Here is a 19204-nt window from a genome sequence, read left to right on the forward strand (position 1 = left end):
CTACCTTCGAACGCGATCCACTAATAAACTGCCGGGCTAAGAATTGTAGACCAGTCAGTTTTTAAGGCTAAGGTTTTTGGTTCCCTACAGGCGTGGCAGCAAATTACTTTAGCCCCTAGGGAAAATCGCCTGAGACAGCACGGCGATCGCCACAAAATCAACAACTAGAAACACAAAATATAAGTCCAAAGGCATACGACCCCTGGTGCTTCTCTGTCTCAGGATATAAGTTGTCCAGGCACCGTTATGCTAAAGTCAAACGTTATGCAATCTTTGAGAGTAAACCGCAAACTGGGAGCAACAGTAGCAACAGTATTTTCAGGCGCTGCTGACCTTAGACTGCGATGATTAGGCCCAATGAAGTTACACCTCTCTTATCTACAGCCTAGGGCCTACGGCATAGCGTTTCTTAGCGTCGGGCTGGCTCTATTGCTGATGCAAGCAATCAACCCCGTTGCCGGTATGGCTATGACCCCGTTTTTACTGTTTTATGGGGCCGTGGTGGTAGCAGCCTGGTGGGGCGGCTTTGGCTGTGGGCTATTAACCACCGTCCTGGCCGCTATAGCCAGCAGCTATTTTTTTATGCTGCCGCAGCATACCTTCAGTCTGAGCCCAGCGATCGTGGTTCGTCTCGCTGTCTTCCTGATTCAGGGCGTCGCCATCAGCGTAATTTGCGGCTCTCTCCACAGAGCTCGTCTGCATCTGGAGCGCAGTTCTCAAAAACTTCAGGAAAGCGAAGCCTCCCTCGGCCACACCAACCAATGGGTAACGGCCATTTTAGAGAGCATTACCGAGGGGTTTTATGCTCTCGATGGGCAGTGGCGGTTTGTCTACGTCAATCCTCAGGCGCTGCGTCTGTTTAAGCGTCCCCTCGACGATCTGCTGGGGCACCCGATCTGGGAAGTGCTGCCCACCCTGGAGGGCACCGCTATGGGCGATGCCTTTCGGCAGGTCATGGCCACCCGGCGATCGCAGGTGGTTGAAGCACCGGGGCTAGTCCATCCCGATCGCCTGTTTGAAACCCACATGAATCCGCTGGTCAACGGCCTGGCGGTCTACTTTCGTGACCTGACCGATCGCCGCCAGGACGAGCGCCGGCTAAGGCAGCAAATACAAATGCTGGATCTGGCCAACGACAGCATCATTATTCGAGAGCTAGACAGCGCCGTCATTACCTACTGGAACCAGGGGGCGGCGCGGCGCTACGGTTGGTCGGCAGCCGAGGCGGTGGGGCAATCGGCGACGGACCTACTGAATACAATCTTGCCCCAGCCGTTTGACACCCTGCGTAGGGCCATTCTGCAGGAGGGGCACTGGATAGGGGAGCTGATTCAGACCACTCGCAGCGGACGCACGGTGATCATGAGCAGCCGCTGGACGCTCCAGCAGACCCCAACGGGTGAGCCCGATGCCATTCTCGAAATCAATTACGACGTCACCGAGCAAAAGCATACGGAAGCGGCCCTGCGCAAGAGTGAACTGCACTTCCGCACCCTGGCCGACTCGATGCCGCAGATGTTTTGGACGGCCCAGACCGATGGCCAGCTCGAGTACTGCAACCAGCGCTGGTACCACTACACAGGGCTGAATGCGGCCCAGAGCTACGCCCAGGGCTGGGTGTCGGTGCTGCACCCCGACGACCAGACCGGCTGCCAGGCCGCCTGGGCGGAGGCCCTGCAGACGGGGCAGCCGCTGGCTCTAGAGGCCAGACCCCGGCGGGCCGTAGATGGCCAGTACCGCTGGCACCTGGTGCGGGCGTTTCCGCTCCAGGGGGAACGGGGCGAAGTGCTGCGCTGGTTTGGCTCCCTGACGGATATTCACGACCAGAAGCTGACCCTGGCCGAGCGCGATCGCGCCCTGGCCCAGGAGCGGGTGGCCCGCACCGAGGCGGAGGCCGCCAGCCGCATCAAGGACGAGTTTCTGGCGATGCTCTCCCACGAGCTGCGCACCCCCCTCAACCCAATTCTGGGCTGGGTGTCGCTGCTGCGATCGCGCTCCTTCGATGAAACCACCCGATCCCGAGCCCTCGAAACCATTGAGCGCAATGCCAAAATTCAGGCCGAGCTGATCGAAGACCTGCTGGATGTATCCCGCATTCTGCGGGGCAAACTGAACCTGGATATTGCCACCGTGAACCTGGCCAGCGTGATCGAGGCCGCCCTCGAAACCGTGCGACTGTCGGCCCAGGCCAAGGCCATTGCTCTGCACACCGAGGTTGACCCCGCAGTGGGGGCAATTGCGGGCGACTACAACCGCCTTCAGCAGATCGTGTGGAACCTGCTTTCAAACGCCGTCAAGTTCACCCCCGAGGGGGGAGCCGTGACCGTCAGGCTCTATCGGGATGGCACCTGCGCCACCCTTGAGGTGGAGGATACGGGCCAGGGCATTCGCGCCGACTTTTTACCCCATGTCTTTGAGCAGTTTCGCCAGGCCGACAGCAGCAGCACCCGCGCCTTTGGTGGCCTGGGCCTGGGCCTGGCGATTGTGCGCTACCTGAGTGAGCTGCACGGCGGGAGCGTGGCGGTGGCCAGCCCCGGTGAGGGTCAGGGGGCTACCTTCACCGTGCGGCTGCCCCTGAACCCCAGTACAGCCCTGCCGCCGCCCCTGGCGATCGCCCAGGACAAGGCCAGTCTGGCGGGGCGCCGGGTTCTGGTCATCGATGACGACCTCGACTCGCTGCACCTGCTGACGGCCCTGCTGGAGGACTACGCCATGGAGGTGCTGACCGCCGCCTCAGCCGAGGCGGGTCTGCATCTGGTCAGTCAGCACCCTCCCGATATTTTGATCAGCGATATTGGCATGCCCGACCAGGACGGCTTCATGCTGATTCGCGCCCTGCGCCAGCGGTCTGAGGCCGAGGGAGGCAACACGCCCGCGATCGCCCTGACCGCCTATGCCGGTGAACAAAACCGCGATCGCGCCCTGGCAGCGGGTTTTCAACGCCATCTCACCAAACCCGTAGACCTGGAGGAGCTACGCCAAACCCTGATCGAACTCCTCCCCAGCGGCGAGTCCGCTCCCCATCCCGCCCAGGACGGGTGATCAATTCCAGCGACCCAGAGTTAGACCCAGAGTTCAAAGTGCAATGTTCAACATGAAAACGCTTTGGGGTGGCAGCGGTTCAAGCTGCTCAAAGGGCAGACTTGTTTCTACCCTGACGGCCTGGGTTCGCCGGGCGGCCAGGGCGGTGCGAAGCGCATTTTGGAAAGATGCTGAGGTATCCAGCGAAAACAGCTATGATTGAGGTGGTTTTGCCCTATTCTTCCATCCTCCCCTTGACCTATGGATAGCCTGGCCCAAACCCTGCTGTGGCTAGTCTGGGAAGCTGACCTAAAGGCCGACTCCAGCCCAGGTCCGCTGGTGCTTTCCCCTGCGGTTAAGGGGCTCTTAGCACCCTCTGCGATGGCCGTGGTAGCGGGGGCAATCGTGCTTGGCAATAGCCTGACGGCTCCGGCCCTGGCCAGTAGCCACCGCTGGGGTGGAACCGTCTACGTAGCCACCCCCGAAGGGTATGCCCTCAACGTGCGATGGGGCCCAGGCACCAACACTGGCGTCTACCGCCGGGTGCGCCGGGGTAGTGCCCTACAGACCTCAGGCGTGCGCCGCGACGGCTGGGTGCAGCTGGTCGATGCCACCTGGGTGGCCGGTAGCCTGGTCAGCAGCGCCCCGGTGGGCCCAGTGCAGCCCGACCGGCCCACGGTAGACGACCCCAGCCTGGCCACAGTCATTACACCGGAGAACTTTGCCCTCAACATTCGCTCTGGCCCGGGCCGCGAGTACCCAGTGGTGGGGCAGTTCGTCAACGGCAGCCGCATTCGGCTGACGGGGCGCTTCAACGTGGGCTGGGCCCAGCTGACCAACGGCAACTGGGTCGACAGCGGTCGCCTCCAGTACAGCGGCCCTATCCGCAATGACCCCGCTCAGCCCCGTCCGCAGCCCGACCCGGTCCCGACAGCGGATGTAATTGAACTCCAGCGGCTGCTGCGCCAGGCTGGCTTCCTGCCGCCCAACTTTGTCATCAACGGGATCTACGATCAAACGACCCAGGCGGCGGTGCGTGAGTTTCAGCGGGTGAATGGCCTGCCCGTCACTGGCATTGTCGATGCCGCCACCTGGCAGGCCCTCTACCGGGCGACGAGCCCTACACCGCAGCCCTCGCCCGACCCCACCCCCAATCCCACCCCCAATCCCACCCCCGACCCACCGCCCATCGGCGGCGGTCAGCGACGGGTGGTTACCGATGGCGACGCGACCTCGGTGTTCAACGGCCCCGGCACCGAGTTTGGCTTCGTCAGAAGCGTACCGAATGGCTCAATTGTCAATATCACCGGACGCACCTCGGGCAACTGGTCCGAGCTGAGCGACGGCACCTGGATTTTTTCGCTGTGGCTGGAGCCCCTTTAGGGGCTATCATCCTGAAATTTGCTCCGTCAAACGCCGCGCAGCGGTAGCAGTGCTTCAGGACCAATCCCAGCAGTGGCAGGTCAGTCACTGATATTGAAAAAAATCTATGCTTAACAAAGATTCGTAGAGCAAAATTCAGGGGAGGCCGCGATCGCCCCAGGGTGGGCCATTTGAACCCATTCACAGCCGGGCCTAACCGCTCTGAGCGGCGCTTAACAACTTGTGACTTTATAACGTTATGTGTAATATCTAAGTGAAACCATTGAGTCTTGCCTATGGCTGCTTCAAGTCCTGGGCCAGGCACCTCGGTGGAATCCCGGTAGGGAGCGGCGGTCGAGACCTGGACTGCCTCGGTTTTCCCTATTGTCGGGTGAGTTGTGTGGGAGGACCCTGACCTTGTCTAGCGAATCGGAGTCATCGATCACCTTCTGGGCGTTCCTGCAGGACACCGTCATTCAGGTGCTTCAGCTGGTGGATCTGCGGCTGGCCCTGGTGATAGCGTTGGCGGCGTTCATGCTGGCGGTGGGGTTTGACTCCTCCGGCAACCAGGCCGAAGCGGCGGATCTCGTCACCCGCTCGGCGCTGGTACCGGTGCGAGTGTCGACTCAAGCAATGGGCTGGGGCGATCGCTCCGTTACCCCCCAGGCTGGCCCCACAGCTACAGGCGATGCGCAACTGGCGACAGCCCGCCGTCTGCACCACGGCAACCTGACCAGTGCCATCATCACCAACAATCGCCTGACTGAGGCCCACTTTTTCACCGATTTGCCCGCTGGTAACCCATAGGGGCGTCCCCGGTGACTGCCTGCGGCCGGTCGCCACCCTAATCTTCAGAACTCCTGACAACTGAATCGACTGCCGCGCTGAGGGCCTAAAATAGTATGTTGGCCCTCGGCGCTGTTTTGCCTCAGCGCCGGTTCGCTAGCCGGCCCCCGGACGAGCGGCTCTGCGTCGCCCGATCTGCCCAGTTTGACTCAGTCCCTTCACGTCAGCATCCTCCTATGAGCTCCTCCATTCGCTTTCTCATGTGTGCCCCCCACCACTACGAGGTGGACTATGTGATCAACCCCTGGATGGAGGGCAACATTCACCGCTCATCCCTCGCCACCGCCCAGGAGCAGTGGCAGAATTTGTACCAGATCATCAGCGATCGCGCCGATGTGGACCTGGTCAAGCCCCAGCAGGGCTGGCCTGACATGGTGTTTACCGCCAACGCCGGGCTGATTCTGGGCAACCAGGTGGTACTGAGCCGCTTTTTGCACCCCGAGCGCCAGGGGGAAGAGCCCTACTTCAAGGCGTGGTTTGAGGAGCAGGGCCACGAAGTGTTTACCCTACCCTCGGAACTGCCCTTTGAGGGAGCCGGGGACGCCCTGCTGGACCGGGAAGGGCGCTGGCTGTGGGCGGGCTACGGCTTTCGCACCGAGCTGGACTCCCACGGGCTGGTGGCCCAGTGGCTGAACATTGAAGTGCTGTCGCTGCATCTGATGGACGAGCGCTTCTACCACCTCGATACCTGCTTTTGTCCACTGACCGGGGGCTACCTGCTCTACTATCCCCCCGCCTTCGACGCCTACTCCAACCGTCTGATCGAACTGCGGGTGCCGCCCGAAAAGCGGATCGCCATCGACGAGCCCGACGCCGTCAACTTTGCCTGTAACGCGGTCAATATCGATCGCACCGTGATCATGAACCAGGCCAGCGACGAACTGAAGGCCCGCCTGGCCGAGGTGGGCTTTGAGGTGGTTGAAACCCCCCTGACCGAGTTCCTGAAAGCCGGGGGCGCCGCCAAGTGCCTCACCCTGCGCGTCACCGAGCCGCTGCACCCCGAACCTGCCCAAGGCGGCCTGCTGGTCCGCACCGTCACCATGACCGGGCACCTGCTCGACTCGGGCCTGGTCAGCCGGGCGCTGGATCTGGTTATGGAAGGGGGCGGCAGCTTCCAGGTGCTGAACTTTGACCTGGGTGAGCAGCGCCAGAGCACGTCCTCCGCCGAAATTCGCGTCTCGGCCCCCGATCGCGAGGTGATGGACGAAATCATGGCCCAGCTGATCGACCTGGGCGCGGTGGCCCTGCCCGAAGATCAGCAGGATGCCCACCTGGTCACCATTACCCAGGCCGGTGTCGCCCCCGACGACTTTTACAGCTCCACCATCTACCCCACCGAAGTGCGGGTGCGGGGTCAGTGGGTGCGGGTGCAGGGCCAGCGCATGGACGGCGTGATTGTGGTCTCACAAACCGAGCCGGTGGCCACCTGCAAGCTGCTGCGCGACCTGGCCGTGGGCGACCAGGTGATCGTTGGCTACGACGGCATTCGCAGCGTGCGCAGCACCAAGGACCGCAGCCGCGCCGCCCACGCCACCGAGGAATTTAGCTTCATGGGCTCCGGCGTCTCCAGCGAGCGCCGGGTAGAGCTGATTGTGGAGCAGGTGGCGTGGGACCTGCGCCGCCTGCGGGACCAGGGCGGCAAAGTGGCCGTGGTGGCTGGGCCGGTGGTGATTCACACCGGCGGCGGCGACCACCTGTCGCGGTTGATCCGCGAGGGCTACGTGCAGGCACTGCTGGGGGGCAACGCGATCGCCGTCCACGACATCGAGCAGGCCATGCTGGGTACCTCCCTGGGCGTTGACATGAAGCAGGGCACCTCGGTGCGAGGGGGACACCGCCACCACCTGCGGGCAATCAACGCCATTCGCCGCTGCGGCAGCATCGCCAGCGCTGTGGAACAGGGGGTGCTGACCAAAGGCGTGTTCTACGAGTGCGTCAAAAACAACGTGCCCTTCTCCCTGGCCGGGTCCATTCGCGACGACGGTCCCCTGCCCGACACCAAGATGGACCTGATCGCGGCCCAGGCCGACTACGCCCGCCTGATCGAAGGCTGCGACCTGATTTTGATGCTCTCGACCATGCTGCACGCGATCGGCGTCGGCAACATGACCCCCTCCGGCGTCAAAATGGTCTGCGTTGACATCAACCCCGCCGTGGTCACCAAACTGGCCGATCGCGGCTCCCTGGAGTCGACCGGGGTGGTCACCGACGTGGGCCTGTTCCTCAGCTTGCTGGTGAAGCAGCTCGATCGCCTCACCCAGCGGCACGTTGTGACCAAGGTGTAAGCTTGTTGGCCCGATCGCACCGTATGGACGCGATCGGGCCAGATTTTTTCAAGATCTAAAGTTCGCTGGGGGTATCCGGGGCCACTTCCATACCCCGCTCGGCCCGCACCACCGCAGGCTCGTCATCTTCGAGATCGGAAAGGCCCTCGATCTCCACATTCATGTCGCTACAGGCCGCCCTCAGGGCTGTCTGAAACTTGGCCGTGTCGCTGCCGTAGCCACACCGCTCGGCGGCGATCGCCAGCCCCTCGCTGGCATTGGCCCGGGCGCAATCGACCAGAATGACACCGGTCAGCGGAGATGAACTAGCCATATGCAGAGTCGCTTTTGATAAATTCTGACTCCTAAACTATTACCCGCAGTATTCCTTAACATCTAACCCACGGGGGACTTGTGGTTTAGAAACGACCGAAGGGAAGAGGCGACTGTCGCCCGGTTTCCCACAGAGGGTAGATGAGATTTTGCGGTGGCTGCGGTTAGATCAAACAGAACGCAGTCACACCACAAAAGAGTAATCAAATTTATGAGCATCAACATTGGTCTATCCGAGCAGCAGCGCCAGGGCGTTGTTGAACTCCTCAATAAAGTTTTGGCCGATGCCTACCTGCTGCTGATCAAGACGAAGAAGTACCACTGGGATGTGGTTGGTCCTCAGTTCCGCACGCTGCATGAGCTGTGGGAAGAGCAGTACGAAGCCCTGACCACCAACATCGACGCCGTGGCTGAGCGCGTTCGGGCGCTGAATGGCTACCCCCTGGGCACCGCCGACAGCTTCCTCAAGAACGCCACCATTAAAGAGCACCCCGGCGATCTGCCCAACGCCAACGAAATGGTCAAGCGCCTGGTTATCGATCACGAGCAAATCATTCGCAACCTGCGCGAGTTCGTCGATCAGACCTCCGAAGAGTTCCACGATGAGGGAACCTCAGACTTCCTGACCGGCCTGATGGAAGAGCACGAAGAAATGGCCTGGATGCTGCGCTCCTTCATCGAAGGCGAAGCCCTCGAAGGCAGCGGCCAGCGTGACAAAGAGCTGGTTGCCAAAAAGTAGTCAAGCGCCCACGGCCACCCGCAACGGCTCATGCTGGGCTCAGGCCTGGATTATTTTTCCCAGCCCTGACCACTCGACCCAAACGCGATCGCCGTTGCAGCTTGGCGTGACCATTCACCCTGCCCAGTCCTCTCTCCAACCGAGGGAGAACCTGGGTGGGGTGTTTTTGTCGTCGTGCTGCCCCAGTTCAGGCGGTAATCTAGGGGAGCCGACCGTTGCCATTGCTACCCCCTGCCATGCCCACCGTCACCTTTCCCCTTGCCTACCTGCAGCGGCTCACCGCCACCGACCCGCAGCAGCTCGAACAGCAGGCCTTTGACTACGGCCTCGATGCTACCCTGGGCCACCAAACCCTGGAGGTCGAAGTGACGGCCGAGCGGCCTGACCTACTGGCAGCAGAAGGGTTTACCCGCGCCATCAACATCTACAACGGGTTGGTTCGCACCGTGCCCGACCAGCTGATGCCTTCAGGCTGCCGGGTGGTGGTGCTGCCGGAGGTGCTGCCCCTGCGCCCCCACATTGCCGCCCTGGTGGTGCGCGGGGCCGACCTACAGGATGGTGGGCTGGAGGTGCTGGTGCAGTTTCAGGAAAAGGTGACCCAAACCTTTGGTCGTCAGCGCAAAAAAATTGCGATCGGCGTCTACGACCTCGACCAGATCAGCGGCAACTTGACCTACGGCGCAGAACCGCTCGATGAGCTGAGCTTTGTGCCCCTGCACAGCACCCAGCCCATGACCGCGCGGCAGATCCTGCACTCCCACCCAGCAGGCAAACTCTACGCCCACACGCTGAAAGCCAGCCACCAGGCTCCGGTGCTGCGCGATGCCGCTGGCACTGTGCTCTCCATGCCGCCAATTGTCAACAGCGCGGGGGTGGGAGAGGTCAAAGCCAGCACCCGCAACCTGTTTATCGATGTCACCGGCATTCTGCCACAAACGGTGGTGGAAACCGCCAACATTCTGGCCCACAACTTTTTAGATACCGGGGCCGAGGTACAAACCGTCGAAATCGTAACTCCCCAGGGAACCTCCACAACTCCCAGTCTCGTCCGCCGCGCGGTGCCCTTCTCCGCCAAGTACCTGAACGAAATTATGGGAACGGCCATTCCCAAAAGCAGCTTAGGGAAGGTGCTGTCTCGCATGGACTTAGACGTCAGCGGGACCGATGTGGTGCACGTGCCCACCTACCGCACCGACATCTTTAGCCAGGTGGATATCGCGGGCGACCTGCTGGTGGCCCTGGGTATCGCCTCCCTCCAGGCCGAACCGCTGGCGGTCAAGTTTCACCTGGGCGAGGCCGACCCGCTGCGCCAGGTCATGTTTAAGGTGGGCGATCTGGCCCAGCGCATGCAGCTGACCGAAGTCAAAAGCTACGTGCTCACCGACCCCGACATTCTCGATCTGTTTGCGGCCCCCTACGTGCAAACGGGCAATGCCAAAAGCCGCACCTATAGCGCCACCCGCCCCACACTGCAGGGGGGGCTGCTCGATATTTTGGCCCGCAACATCAGCGCCCCCAAACCCATCAACATCTACGAAACCGGAGAAATCCTGCGGTTCAACGCCGCCGGTGCCGTTCGCGAAAGCCAGTGCTGGGGCTTCGCCAGCCTCGATGCCCGCGCCTCGTTTACTACGGCCAAGGCCTACATGCAGACAATGCTCAAGGCGCTGGGCGTCCGCTATGCCCTGGCGGTGCGCGATGCACCCTACTACATTGCCGGTCGCGCTGCTACGGTGCTGGTTGAAGGGCAGCCAGTGGGAGAATTTGGCGAAATTCATCCCCAGGTGCTGGAGCATTTTTCGTTCCCAGAGCCCGTCTGTACCGGCGAGCTAGATTGCAGCGCCAGCCTAATGATCGGTTAAGAATTGGGGCGGTGCAGTGGCGTATAGCCATCGCTTCAGGGGTATCTGTCATGTCCTAAAGGTTCTGGCGATGGCTATAAAACCCTTACCGCTTGGGCATGTTTCATTTTGCGAGCTGCGCACCCTGCAAAGCCTCGACGGGCTGGGGGCGAGTCCATCGAACACGGTAATTTTGTTTCCGCTGGAGCTGTCCCGGGCTCTGGGGAATTTACGCGCCAGCCAACCCGTTGAGGACTAGCCCTCACCTCCTGCGGCAGGTGGTCATAATAATAAAGGCAACTACGAGAGCAAACTCACCATGCGACTACTCCACACCATGCTGCGGGTCGGCGACCTCGATCGCTCCCTCAAGTTTTACTGCGATGTGCTGGGGATGCGGCTGCTGCGCAAAAAAGACTACCCCGGCGGCGAGTTTACCCTGGCCTTTGTGGGCTATGGCGATGAGGCCGACCACACGGTGCTAGAGCTGACCTACAACTGGGGCACCGAGTCCTACGATTTGGGCAACGCCTACGGCCACATTGCGCTGGGGGTAGACGATATCTACGCCACCTGCGATCGCATCAAAGCCCAGGGCGGGCAGGTGGTGCGCGAGCCCGGCCCTATGAAGCACGGCTCAACGGTGATTGCTTTCGTGCAGGATCCCGATGGCTACAAGGTTGAGCTGATTCAGCTGGGCACCTCCGAAGGACATCGACAGGCGGCAGAACCCCAGATGGCAGCCAGCTAAGCGGGGTGCCGGGTATCAGGTGCAAGGTTCAAGGCTGCACCTGATACCTGATACCCGACCCCCTGTACCTCAAAAGGCGTAGTTGATAGTGGCTGTAAACTCAGCATCGGTGTTGCCGGGCTTGAACAGCACGCTGCCATTGAGGTCAAGCACCACATTGCGGGCAAGGCCCCAGTCCAGTCCGGCGGTAATCATGGGGTCTATGGCGGAGCGCCCGTCGGCGTTGTAGACTACGCCGGCCCCGGCGTAGGGGTAGAGGCCGCGATCGAGGGCGTAGTCCACGGAAATGGGCAGCCGCAGTTCGGTACTGTCGTCAAAGACGAGCGCCGGGCGCACCGACAGGGTGGTTCTGGGTGCCAGCTCAAGCAGTTGAGCTTTTGAGTCGATCACAAACGAGGTGTTGTCGTTAAACCCGGCGCGAATGCCGGCCCCCACGTAGTAGGGGGGCACTTGCTGGGCGTGGGCTGCGGGAGCTACCACTGCACCCATAGCCACCATCGATATCAACGCGGCTTTGAAATTCATCATCACTCCTCTCGGGTAAGGGACCAGCCCATGGGTGGCCCCGCTAGTACAAGCACATCCCAATTTTCAGGGGTAGTGCGGCAAAATCCTGCTAAAAATTGGGGAAATGCAGCGATGCTGAGTAAAGGTTCTGTGAGATTTTCCCTCCAGGCCGAGACTGGGACTAGGGCCGGGGAGGAACGGGCTGAGGGGCGATCGCGATCGGCAGGCCGCCGATGGCATTGCAAAATTCCCTCCGCCCAAATCAAGCATCGCTAAAATGCGCTTTCAAAAGAGGGCATTAGGGCCTGGAATAGACCTGAATTTGCGTCGGATTCAGTCCGTTTCGTCAATCTCTTGGCACACTAGAATAGTGACGCCCCTACTCTGTGCCAGCCTTGTGCTAGACCTCGCCAAACTTTTTCCCTTTCCCCTCGACGATTTTCAGTACGAGGCAGCGGCAGCCTTGGATGCCGAGAAGTCTGTGGTGGTCTGCGCCCCTACCGGCTCGGGCAAAACGCTGATTGGCGAGTATGCGATTCACCGGGCTCTGGCCCACGGCAAGCGGGTCTTTTACACCACGCCGCTGAAAGCACTTTCTAACCAAAAGCTGCGCGATTTTCGCGATCAATTCGGCTACGAAAACGTGGGTTTACTGACCGGAGATCTGTCGATAAACCGCGATGCCCCGGTGGTGGTGATGACCACCGAAATCTTTCGCAACATGCTCTACGGCACCCGAATTGGCGAAACCGGCACCACCTTGCAACAGGTCGAAGCCGTGGTGCTCGACGAGTGCCACTACATGAACGATCGCCAGCGCGGCACCGTGTGGGAAGAATCAATAATTTACTGCCCGCCCGAAATTCAGCTTTTGGCCCTCTCCGCCACGGTGGAAAACTCGGGCCAACTCACCGACTGGCTGCAAAAGGTCCACGGCCCCACGGAGCTGATCTACTCCGACTTTCGCCCGGTGCCCTTACAGTTTCACTACTGCACCGGCAAGCGCCTGGTGCCCCTGCTGGATGCCGCCCAGAAGGCGATCAACCCCCAGCTCAAAAAGCAGCGGGCTCCCCAGCGCCAGCCCGGTCGCCGGGGCAGCGGCCGGGTCAGCCTACCTTTTGTGGTGGGTCAGCTGCAAGAGCGCGACATGCTGCCCGCCATCTACTTTATTTTTAGCCGCCGGGGCTGTGACAAAGCGGTGGATGAGGTGGCCCACCTGTCGCTGGTCACCGACGAGGAAGCTCAGGAACTCAAGCTGCGCATCGACACCTTTTTGGCCCACAACCCCGACGCCGGGCGGGCGGGCCAGGTGGGGCCCCTGTACCGGGGCATTGCCGCCCACCACGCTGGCATTTTGCCCCTGTGGAAGGGGCTGGTGGAGGAACTCTTCCAGGCGGGGCTGATCAAGGTGGTGTTTGCCACCGAAACCCTGGCGGCCGGCATCAACATGCCCGCCCGCACCACGGTGATCGCCAGTCTCTCGAAGCGCACCGACATGGGCCACCGCCTGCTCACCTCCTCAGAGTTCTTGCAGATGGCGGGGAGAGCCGGGCGGCGCGGTATGGATCTCCAGGGCCACGTGGTCACCGTCGAAAGTCCCTTTGAGGGGTCGCGGGAGGCGGTGCACCTGGCCACCTCGGGGGCCGACCCGCTGGTCAGCCAGTTCACCCCTGGCTACGGCATGGTGCTCAACCTGCTGCAAACCCATTCGCTGGAGGAGGCCAAGGACCTGGTTGAGCGCAGCTTTGGCCAGTACCTGGCCACCCTGCACCTGGTGCCCCAGCAGCAGGAGATCGATCGCCTGGAAGGGGCGATCGCCCACCAGCAAGCCCAGCTCGCCGCCTTCGACGAAGGCCTGCTGGCCGAGTACGCCAAGCTCAAAGAGCGGCTCAAAGAAGAGCGCCGCCTGCTGAAGATTTTGCAGCAGCAGGCCGCCCAGGTGCTGGCCGACGATGTGGCCAAGATGGTGCCCTTTGCGATCGCGGGCACCTTGCTCTCCCTCAAGGGCAAGCACATTCCCGTCGGCGAGCCGGTGCCCGCCGTGCTGGTTACCAAGGTGCAGGGGTCGGGGCAGTTCCCTTACCTGGTCTGTCTGACCCAGACCAACCAGTGGTACGTGGTCACTACCGCCGATGTGGTCGGGCTCCACGCCGACATTCCCCGGCTGCAAGCGGTCGATACCCTGGCCCCGCCGAGCGATCTGGCCCCCAGCCCCGGCCAGCATCGCCGCGGCGACGACTACACCGCCAGCCTGGTCACCACCATGGCCATCCCCCCCAGCCTGGAGATGCTGGCCCCCGAGGTGCAGGAGCAGCTCGATCGCATGCGCGAGGTGGAGCACACCCTGGCCAAACACCCCGCCAGCCAGTGGGAGAACACCAAATCGCTGCTCAAGCGCCAGAAGCGGCTGCGCGACCTGGAGGCGGAATGGCGCGATCGCAAGACTAAACTCTCCCAGTACACGGGCCGCTACTGGCAGGAGTTTCTGAACATCATGGATGTGCTCAAGCACTTCGGCGGCCTCGACGACAACCGCCCCACCGAGCTGGGGGAAATGGCCGCCGCCATTCGCGGTGACAACGAGCTGTGGCTGGCCCTGGCCCTGGAGTCGGGGGAGTTTGACCACCTCACTGCGGCGCAGCTGGCCGCCGCCTTCGCGGCTCTCGTCACCGAAAACTCGCGCCCCGACAGCTGGTGCCGCTACCGCCTCTCCGGCACGGTAGAAGAAGCCCTGGGTGGCTTGCACAGCCTCAGGCGACAGCTCTACCAGCAGCAGCACCGCCGCCACATTGCCGCCCCCATCTGGCTGGAGTACGACCTGGTGGGCATGGTTGAGCAGTGGGCCAACGGGGTTGACTGGGTAACGCTGTGCGACAACACCAGCCTCGACGAGGGGGACATTGTTCGCATTTTGCGCCGCACCCTGGATGTGTTGTCCCAGATTCCCCACGTGCCCTACATCAGCGACGACCTGCGTAGCACCGCCCGCGAGGCCAAAGACCTGCTCAACCGCTTCCCCGTCAATGAGGAAATTGACTAAAGCAACCCCCCGGCGGCACGGGTTGCGACCCTAACTTCAATGCCGACCCGGAAGTTGGGCAAGCTAGGGGGTGTGTTCCTGTCTACGTCCCTTCGCCCCCTAAATTCGTAGCATCCATGCTGGATCAACGCCCTACCGCTAGCCCCAGGCCCAGGGCCGGCTGTCCTGCCAGCGATGGTAGGACCGAGCGTCCCAAAATTTCTGTTTTAGTCAGCGATCTGTCAAGTCGAGGCGCTGGGCGCTGGGGCGGTGCCGTACGCCCATTTTTGCTGGGGCAGGCGCTCCAGAGCAGGGGTTACCCAGTCGAGATCGTAGGCTTTTCGGCGGAGGCATATGCCGAAACGGATCCTCATTCCCAAGGGATGCCTGACCCTGCCGCGACCCGAGGGCTGCCCCAAACCGACATTCCCATCCGCACCATTTCCCTCCCCACTTCCGCCCCTGGGCCGCGGGCTGTGGGTAAACTCTTTCGCCACCTCAGCGGCGACGTTATCTACGCCTACAAGCTCAAGCCCAGCAGCTTTGGGCTGGCTCTGCTGCACCGCCAGGTGTCTCAGCACCGCCGCCCGGTCGTCCTCGACATTGACGACTGGGAGCTGAGCTGGCACGGGGGCGACGACTACCGCTATCGCCCCCATCTCCGACAATTGGCGCGGGATTTACTGAAACCGGCAGGGGCGCTGCGCCACCCCGACCATCCGCTCTATTTGCAGTGGATAGAACGGCTGGTGGCCAAAGCGGATCGGGTCACCACCCACAACGACTTTTTGCAGCGGCGCTTCGGCGGGGTCAAAATCCCCAACGGCAAAGACACCGAGCTGTTTAACCCCGATCGCTACGATCCGGAGGCCAGCCGCGCCGCCTACGGCCTCAGCAACTACCGGGTGCTGATGTTTCCCGGCGCACCCCGCCCCTACAAAGGTGTGGAAGATGTTTTGGTCGCCATGGATCGGCTCAACCAGCCCGACCTGAAGCTGGTGATCGTCGGCGGCAGCCCCTACGACGACTACGATCGCACCCTGCGCGATCGCTGGCCCCAGCACATCATTCACCTGGGCAAACGGCCCGCCGGGGAGATGCCCCGAGTGATCGCCGCCGCCCACGTGGTCGTGGTGCCCCAGCGACAGACCCCCGCCGCCCAGGCCCAGTTCCCGCTCAAGCTCACCGACGGTATGGCGATGGCGAAACCCATTCTGGCGACGCGGGTGGGCGACATTCCCCAGATCCTGGCCGATTCGGGCTACCTGGCCGAGCCCAACTCACCGGCTGACCTCGCCGCTCAGATTCAGGCTATTTTTGCTGACTGGCCCCAGGCCCAAACCCTGGGGCAGCGGGCCAGGGCGCGCTGCTGCGAGCACTACAGCCTGACCACCATGGCCATTCAATTAGACAATCTGCTGGTTACTTTATAGATCCCTATGAGCGCTAATCGCCTGGTCCTTGACGTTGCGAAGAAATCGCCCCTGTGGTTTGTGCTGTCGATTTTGTTTGGCCTCTCGGGAGCCATCTTTAACGGCATTGGCATCACGCTGATCATTCCGCTGATGCTGGATCTGCTGGGCCAGGACATGCTGGGGAATACCAATTTTCCACCGCTACTCAGCTCGCTATTCTCCGTTTTTGATGGTATAGACGCGGACTACCAATCGCTGGCGCTGATGGCGGTTTTGCTGGTGGCGCTGCTGCTGAAGAACCTGGCCAACTACTGCGGCACGGCCATTTCTAGCCTGCTCAGCCGCAACTATGTCTGCCACCTGCGCCGGGACGGGCTGCGGCTGTTGCTGGATGTCGATTTGGACTACTACGCCAACGTCAGACTCGGCGACCTGATGAACTACCTCAACACCGAGGTGAATCGGGTGGCCACAGCGGTCAGGACCCTGGCCAGAATCGCCACGCTATTGGTCACGATTCTGGTATTTTTGGTGATTTTGATGGCGATTTCCTGGCAGCTGACGCTGGTTTCGGCCCTGCTGATGGCTACGGTGGCCCTGGCCAACCAGGTGTCGATCAACCAGGCCAAGGGGTTTGGGCAGGAGCTATCGAGTGCCAGCGCTGCCCTCTCCAACCGCTTGATCGAGGTGCTCTCCGGCATTCGCCTGGTCAAAACCACCGCCAACGAAGACCGGGAGTACGCCATCATCAACCGCCTGGTGGATCAGCGGGAGGAGGCCGAGTTTAAGTCGCAGCTGGTGTATGCCAGCATCGGCCCGGTCAACGAAATGCTGAGCATCATGGCGTTTATCGCGCTGATCATTGTGGGGCGATCGCTGTTTGCCAACCAGCTGGAGACCTTCTCCTCCATCATTTTGATTTACCTGGTGGTGCTGTTTCGACTGCTGCCCTTTATCGGCCAGCTCAACAGCAGCCGCAGCCAGTTCGCCAGCAACGTGGCCAGCACCGAGCGCCTTGACGCCTTCCTCAACCGCAGCGACAAACCCTTTATGGCCAGCGGCCACCGGCCCTTCAGCCAGCTCAGCCAGGGTATTCGCTTCAACCACCTCTCGTTTCGCTACCCCCAGGCCGATCGCTGGGCGTTGCAGGACATCAATCTGGTGCTGCCCAGGGGGCAAACCCTGGCCCTGGTGGGGGCGTCGGGAGCCGGAAAATCGACCCTGGCCGACCTGCTACCCCGCTTCTACGACCCCAGTGCGGGGGCAATCGAGATCGACGGCGTAGACCTGAGGGAGTTCGACATCCGCGCCTTTCGTCGCCGGGTGGGGGTGGTGAGTCAGGACACGTTCCTGTTCAATGCGTCGGTGAAAGACAACATCTGCTACGGCTACCCCGAGGCCACCGAAGCGGAGGTGATGGAAGCGGCCCGCCGTGCCAACGCCGAGGAGTTTATTCTCAGGCTGCCCGACGGGTACGACACGCTGATTGGCGATCGCGGCATCATGCTCTCGGGTGGCCAGCGGCAGCGGCTCGCGATCGCCCGCGCCCTGGTGCAAAACCCCGACATTCTCATTCTCGACGAGGCCACCAGCGCCCTCGATACGGTGTCTGAACGGCTGGTGCAGCAGGCGATCGACGAACTCAGCCAGAACCGCACCACCCTGGTGATTGCCCACCGCCTCTCAACGGTGCACCGGGCCGACCAGATTGCGGTGCTCGACCACGGGCGCGTGGTGGAGGTGGGCAACCACCACACCCTGCTAGCCCGGGGACAGCACTACGCCAACCTCCACGCGATGCAGTTTGCCGACCAACCCGCGGTGACCCCATGACCCCAGCCAATCGCAAAACCATTGCCGTCTGGCAGCCCTATTTCCTCGGCGGCGGCGCCGAAGCCGTGGCCCTGTGGGTGCTAACCGCCCTGGTGGCCGACTACGACGTCACCCTATGGACCCTGACCGGCGTGGATCTGAACCACCTCAACGCCATGTATGGGACCAGCCTGAACCGCGATCGCCTCCGGGTGAAGCCTCTGCTCAGCCCCGGCCTTACCCCCCTGGTCCACAGTCTGATCGCTAACCTGCCCTGGCTCAGGCTGGCGTTTATCCACTGGTCAATTCGCCGCTTCAAGGCGATCAGCGCCCAGTACGACCTGGCCATCTCCACCTACAACGCCGTCGATCTGGGCCAGCGGGGTCTGCAATACATCCACTGGGTAAACGTGGTGGAGCAGCCCTGGGCCAAGGCCGGCCTGATCATGAAGCTAATGCTGGGGCTGTCGCAGTTTTCTGAGGCCAACCTCAAAGCCAATATCTCCCTTACCAACTCCTTCTGCACCGCTGAGGTGGTGAAGCAAACCTACGGCATTGAGGCCCAGGTGGTCTATCCGCCCGTAACCACGGCGATCGCCCCCGTGCCCTGGGCTGAAAAAGAAATCGCCTTTCTGTGCAGTGGCCGCGTGGTGGTGGCCAAGCAAACCCACCGCGTGATCGAAATTTTGGCGCAGGTGCGCCAGCGGGGCTTTGACGTCAAGCTGCACATCACCGGCGGCGGTGGCGGTACCTACGGCTGGGGCTACGAGCGCCGGGTGCGGAAGCTGGCGGCGGCCAACGCCGACTGGGTCACCTTCCACCAGAATCTGCCCTACGCCGACTACCTCAAAGTTCTGGCCCGCTGCCGCTACGGCATTCACCACAAGCCCGAGCCCTTCGGCATTTCGGTGGCCGAAATGGTGAATGCGGGCATGATTCCCTTTGTCTATAACCGGGGTGGCCAGATCGAAATCGTCAACGCCGCCAACACCGACCTGATTTTCCACAACGCCCAGGACTCGGTAGAGAAAATTGTCGCGGTCCTGGAAAACCCCCACCGCCAGGCCGAGCTACTGGCCGCCCTCCTCCAGCAAAAGTCCCTCTTTTCCACCGATCGCTTCACCCAGGAAATCGCCACCGCCGTCGCCGCCCATCTCCCACCCACCCCTACCTTCCCCACGTTTCCACGCCCTCCCGCCACCCCCTCGCCGACCTAGCCCACCCCATCTCTCCCCACCACAATCCAAAATCGCCAATCCAAAACCCAGGACAAACCCACAAGTCTGCCCCTACC

General features: G+C 61.9%; 14 protein-coding genes. 12 read left to right on the forward strand and 2 right to left on the reverse strand.

Annotated features, from left to right (window positions below; all coding sequences use genetic code 11):
* Positions 1-357: 357 nt before the first annotated feature.
* From NF78_RS17565 to NF78_RS17580, 4 genes are all read left to right on the forward strand, one after another.
* Positions 358-3042, forward strand: coding sequence for a PAS domain-containing protein (locus NF78_RS17565; protein WP_072016170.1), 2685 nt, complete (start codon positions 358-360; stop codon positions 3040-3042).
* A gap of 240 nt (positions 3043-3282) precedes the next feature.
* A complete protein-coding gene (locus tag NF78_RS17570) occupies positions 3283-4404 on the forward strand; it encodes a peptidoglycan-binding protein (protein WP_035990387.1) in 1122 nt (373 codons plus the stop codon).
* A gap of 396 nt (positions 4405-4800) precedes the next feature.
* Positions 4801-5190: a hypothetical protein gene (locus NF78_RS17575; RefSeq protein ID WP_035990390.1), complete on the forward strand. Its 390-nt coding sequence runs from the start codon at positions 4801-4803 to the stop codon at positions 5188-5190.
* A gap of 215 nt (positions 5191-5405) precedes the next feature.
* Complete coding sequence (locus NF78_RS17580) at positions 5406-7514, forward strand: TIGR00300 family protein (protein WP_035990393.1); 2109 nt, start codon at positions 5406-5408, stop codon at positions 7512-7514.
* 55 nt (positions 7515-7569) lie between these two features.
* On the opposite strand, the gene NF78_RS17585 is transcribed toward NF78_RS17580, so the two are convergent.
* A complete protein-coding gene (locus tag NF78_RS17585; RefSeq protein ID WP_035990396.1) occupies positions 7570-7827 on the reverse strand; it encodes a hypothetical protein in 258 nt (85 codons plus the stop codon).
* Positions 7828-8037: 210 nt separating this feature from the next.
* Between NF78_RS17585 and NF78_RS17590 the strand changes: the two genes are divergently transcribed.
* From NF78_RS17590 to gloA, 4 genes are all read left to right on the forward strand, one after another.
* Entirely contained in the window at positions 8038-8565 is a 528-nt protein-coding gene (locus NF78_RS17590; RefSeq protein ID WP_035990399.1) for a Dps family protein, read from the forward strand.
* A 236-nt stretch (positions 8566-8801) separates the two neighbouring features.
* The gene (gene pheT / locus NF78_RS17595) at positions 8802-10427 is read left to right on the forward strand and encodes a phenylalanine--tRNA ligase subunit beta (protein WP_035990400.1); all 1626 of its coding nucleotides are present in this window, start codon (positions 8802-8804) and stop codon (positions 10425-10427) included.
* A 70-nt stretch (positions 10428-10497) separates the two neighbouring features.
* Complete coding sequence (locus tag NF78_RS31900; RefSeq protein ID WP_197065005.1) at positions 10498-10665, forward strand: hypothetical protein; 168 nt, start codon at positions 10498-10500, stop codon at positions 10663-10665.
* Positions 10666-10725: 60 nt separating this feature from the next.
* The gene (gloA, locus tag NF78_RS17600; protein WP_035990402.1) at positions 10726-11157 is read left to right on the forward strand and encodes a lactoylglutathione lyase; all 432 of its coding nucleotides are present in this window, start codon (positions 10726-10728) and stop codon (positions 11155-11157) included.
* Positions 11158-11226: 69 nt separating this feature from the next.
* Here the strand turns inward: gloA and NF78_RS17605 are convergent, their stop codons facing one another.
* On the reverse strand, positions 11227-11682 hold the full coding sequence (locus NF78_RS17605; RefSeq protein WP_156119862.1) for a hypothetical protein: 456 nt from the start codon (positions 11680-11682) through the stop codon (positions 11227-11229).
* A 379-nt stretch (positions 11683-12061) separates the two neighbouring features.
* Between NF78_RS17605 and NF78_RS17610 the strand changes: the two genes are divergently transcribed.
* The 4 genes from NF78_RS17610 to NF78_RS17625 all read left to right on the forward strand — a co-directional run bounded on the left by NF78_RS17610 (position 12062) and on the right by NF78_RS17625 (position 19127).
* On the forward strand, positions 12062-14704 hold the full coding sequence (locus NF78_RS17610; protein WP_035990406.1) for a DEAD/DEAH box helicase: 2643 nt from the start codon (positions 12062-12064) through the stop codon (positions 14702-14704).
* A gap of 362 nt (positions 14705-15066) precedes the next feature.
* Positions 15067-16116 (forward strand): glycosyltransferase, encoded by a 1050-nt coding sequence (locus NF78_RS17615; RefSeq protein WP_225885362.1) that lies wholly within the window; start codon positions 15067-15069, stop codon positions 16114-16116.
* A 6-nt stretch (positions 16117-16122) separates the two neighbouring features.
* Entirely contained in the window at positions 16123-17931 is a 1809-nt protein-coding gene (locus NF78_RS17620) for an ABC transporter ATP-binding protein (RefSeq protein WP_035990408.1), read from the forward strand.
* Positions 17928-19127: a glycosyltransferase gene (locus NF78_RS17625; RefSeq protein ID WP_035990410.1), complete on the forward strand. Its 1200-nt coding sequence runs from the start codon at positions 17928-17930 to the stop codon at positions 19125-19127. Before NF78_RS17620 ends, NF78_RS17625 begins: the two co-directional genes overlap by 4 nt.
* Positions 19128-19204: the final 77 nt, after the last annotated feature.

The organism is Leptolyngbya sp. KIOST-1, assembly GCF_000763385.1.
Taxonomy (GTDB): Bacteria; Cyanobacteriota; Cyanobacteriia; order Phormidesmidales; family Phormidesmidaceae; genus Nodosilinea.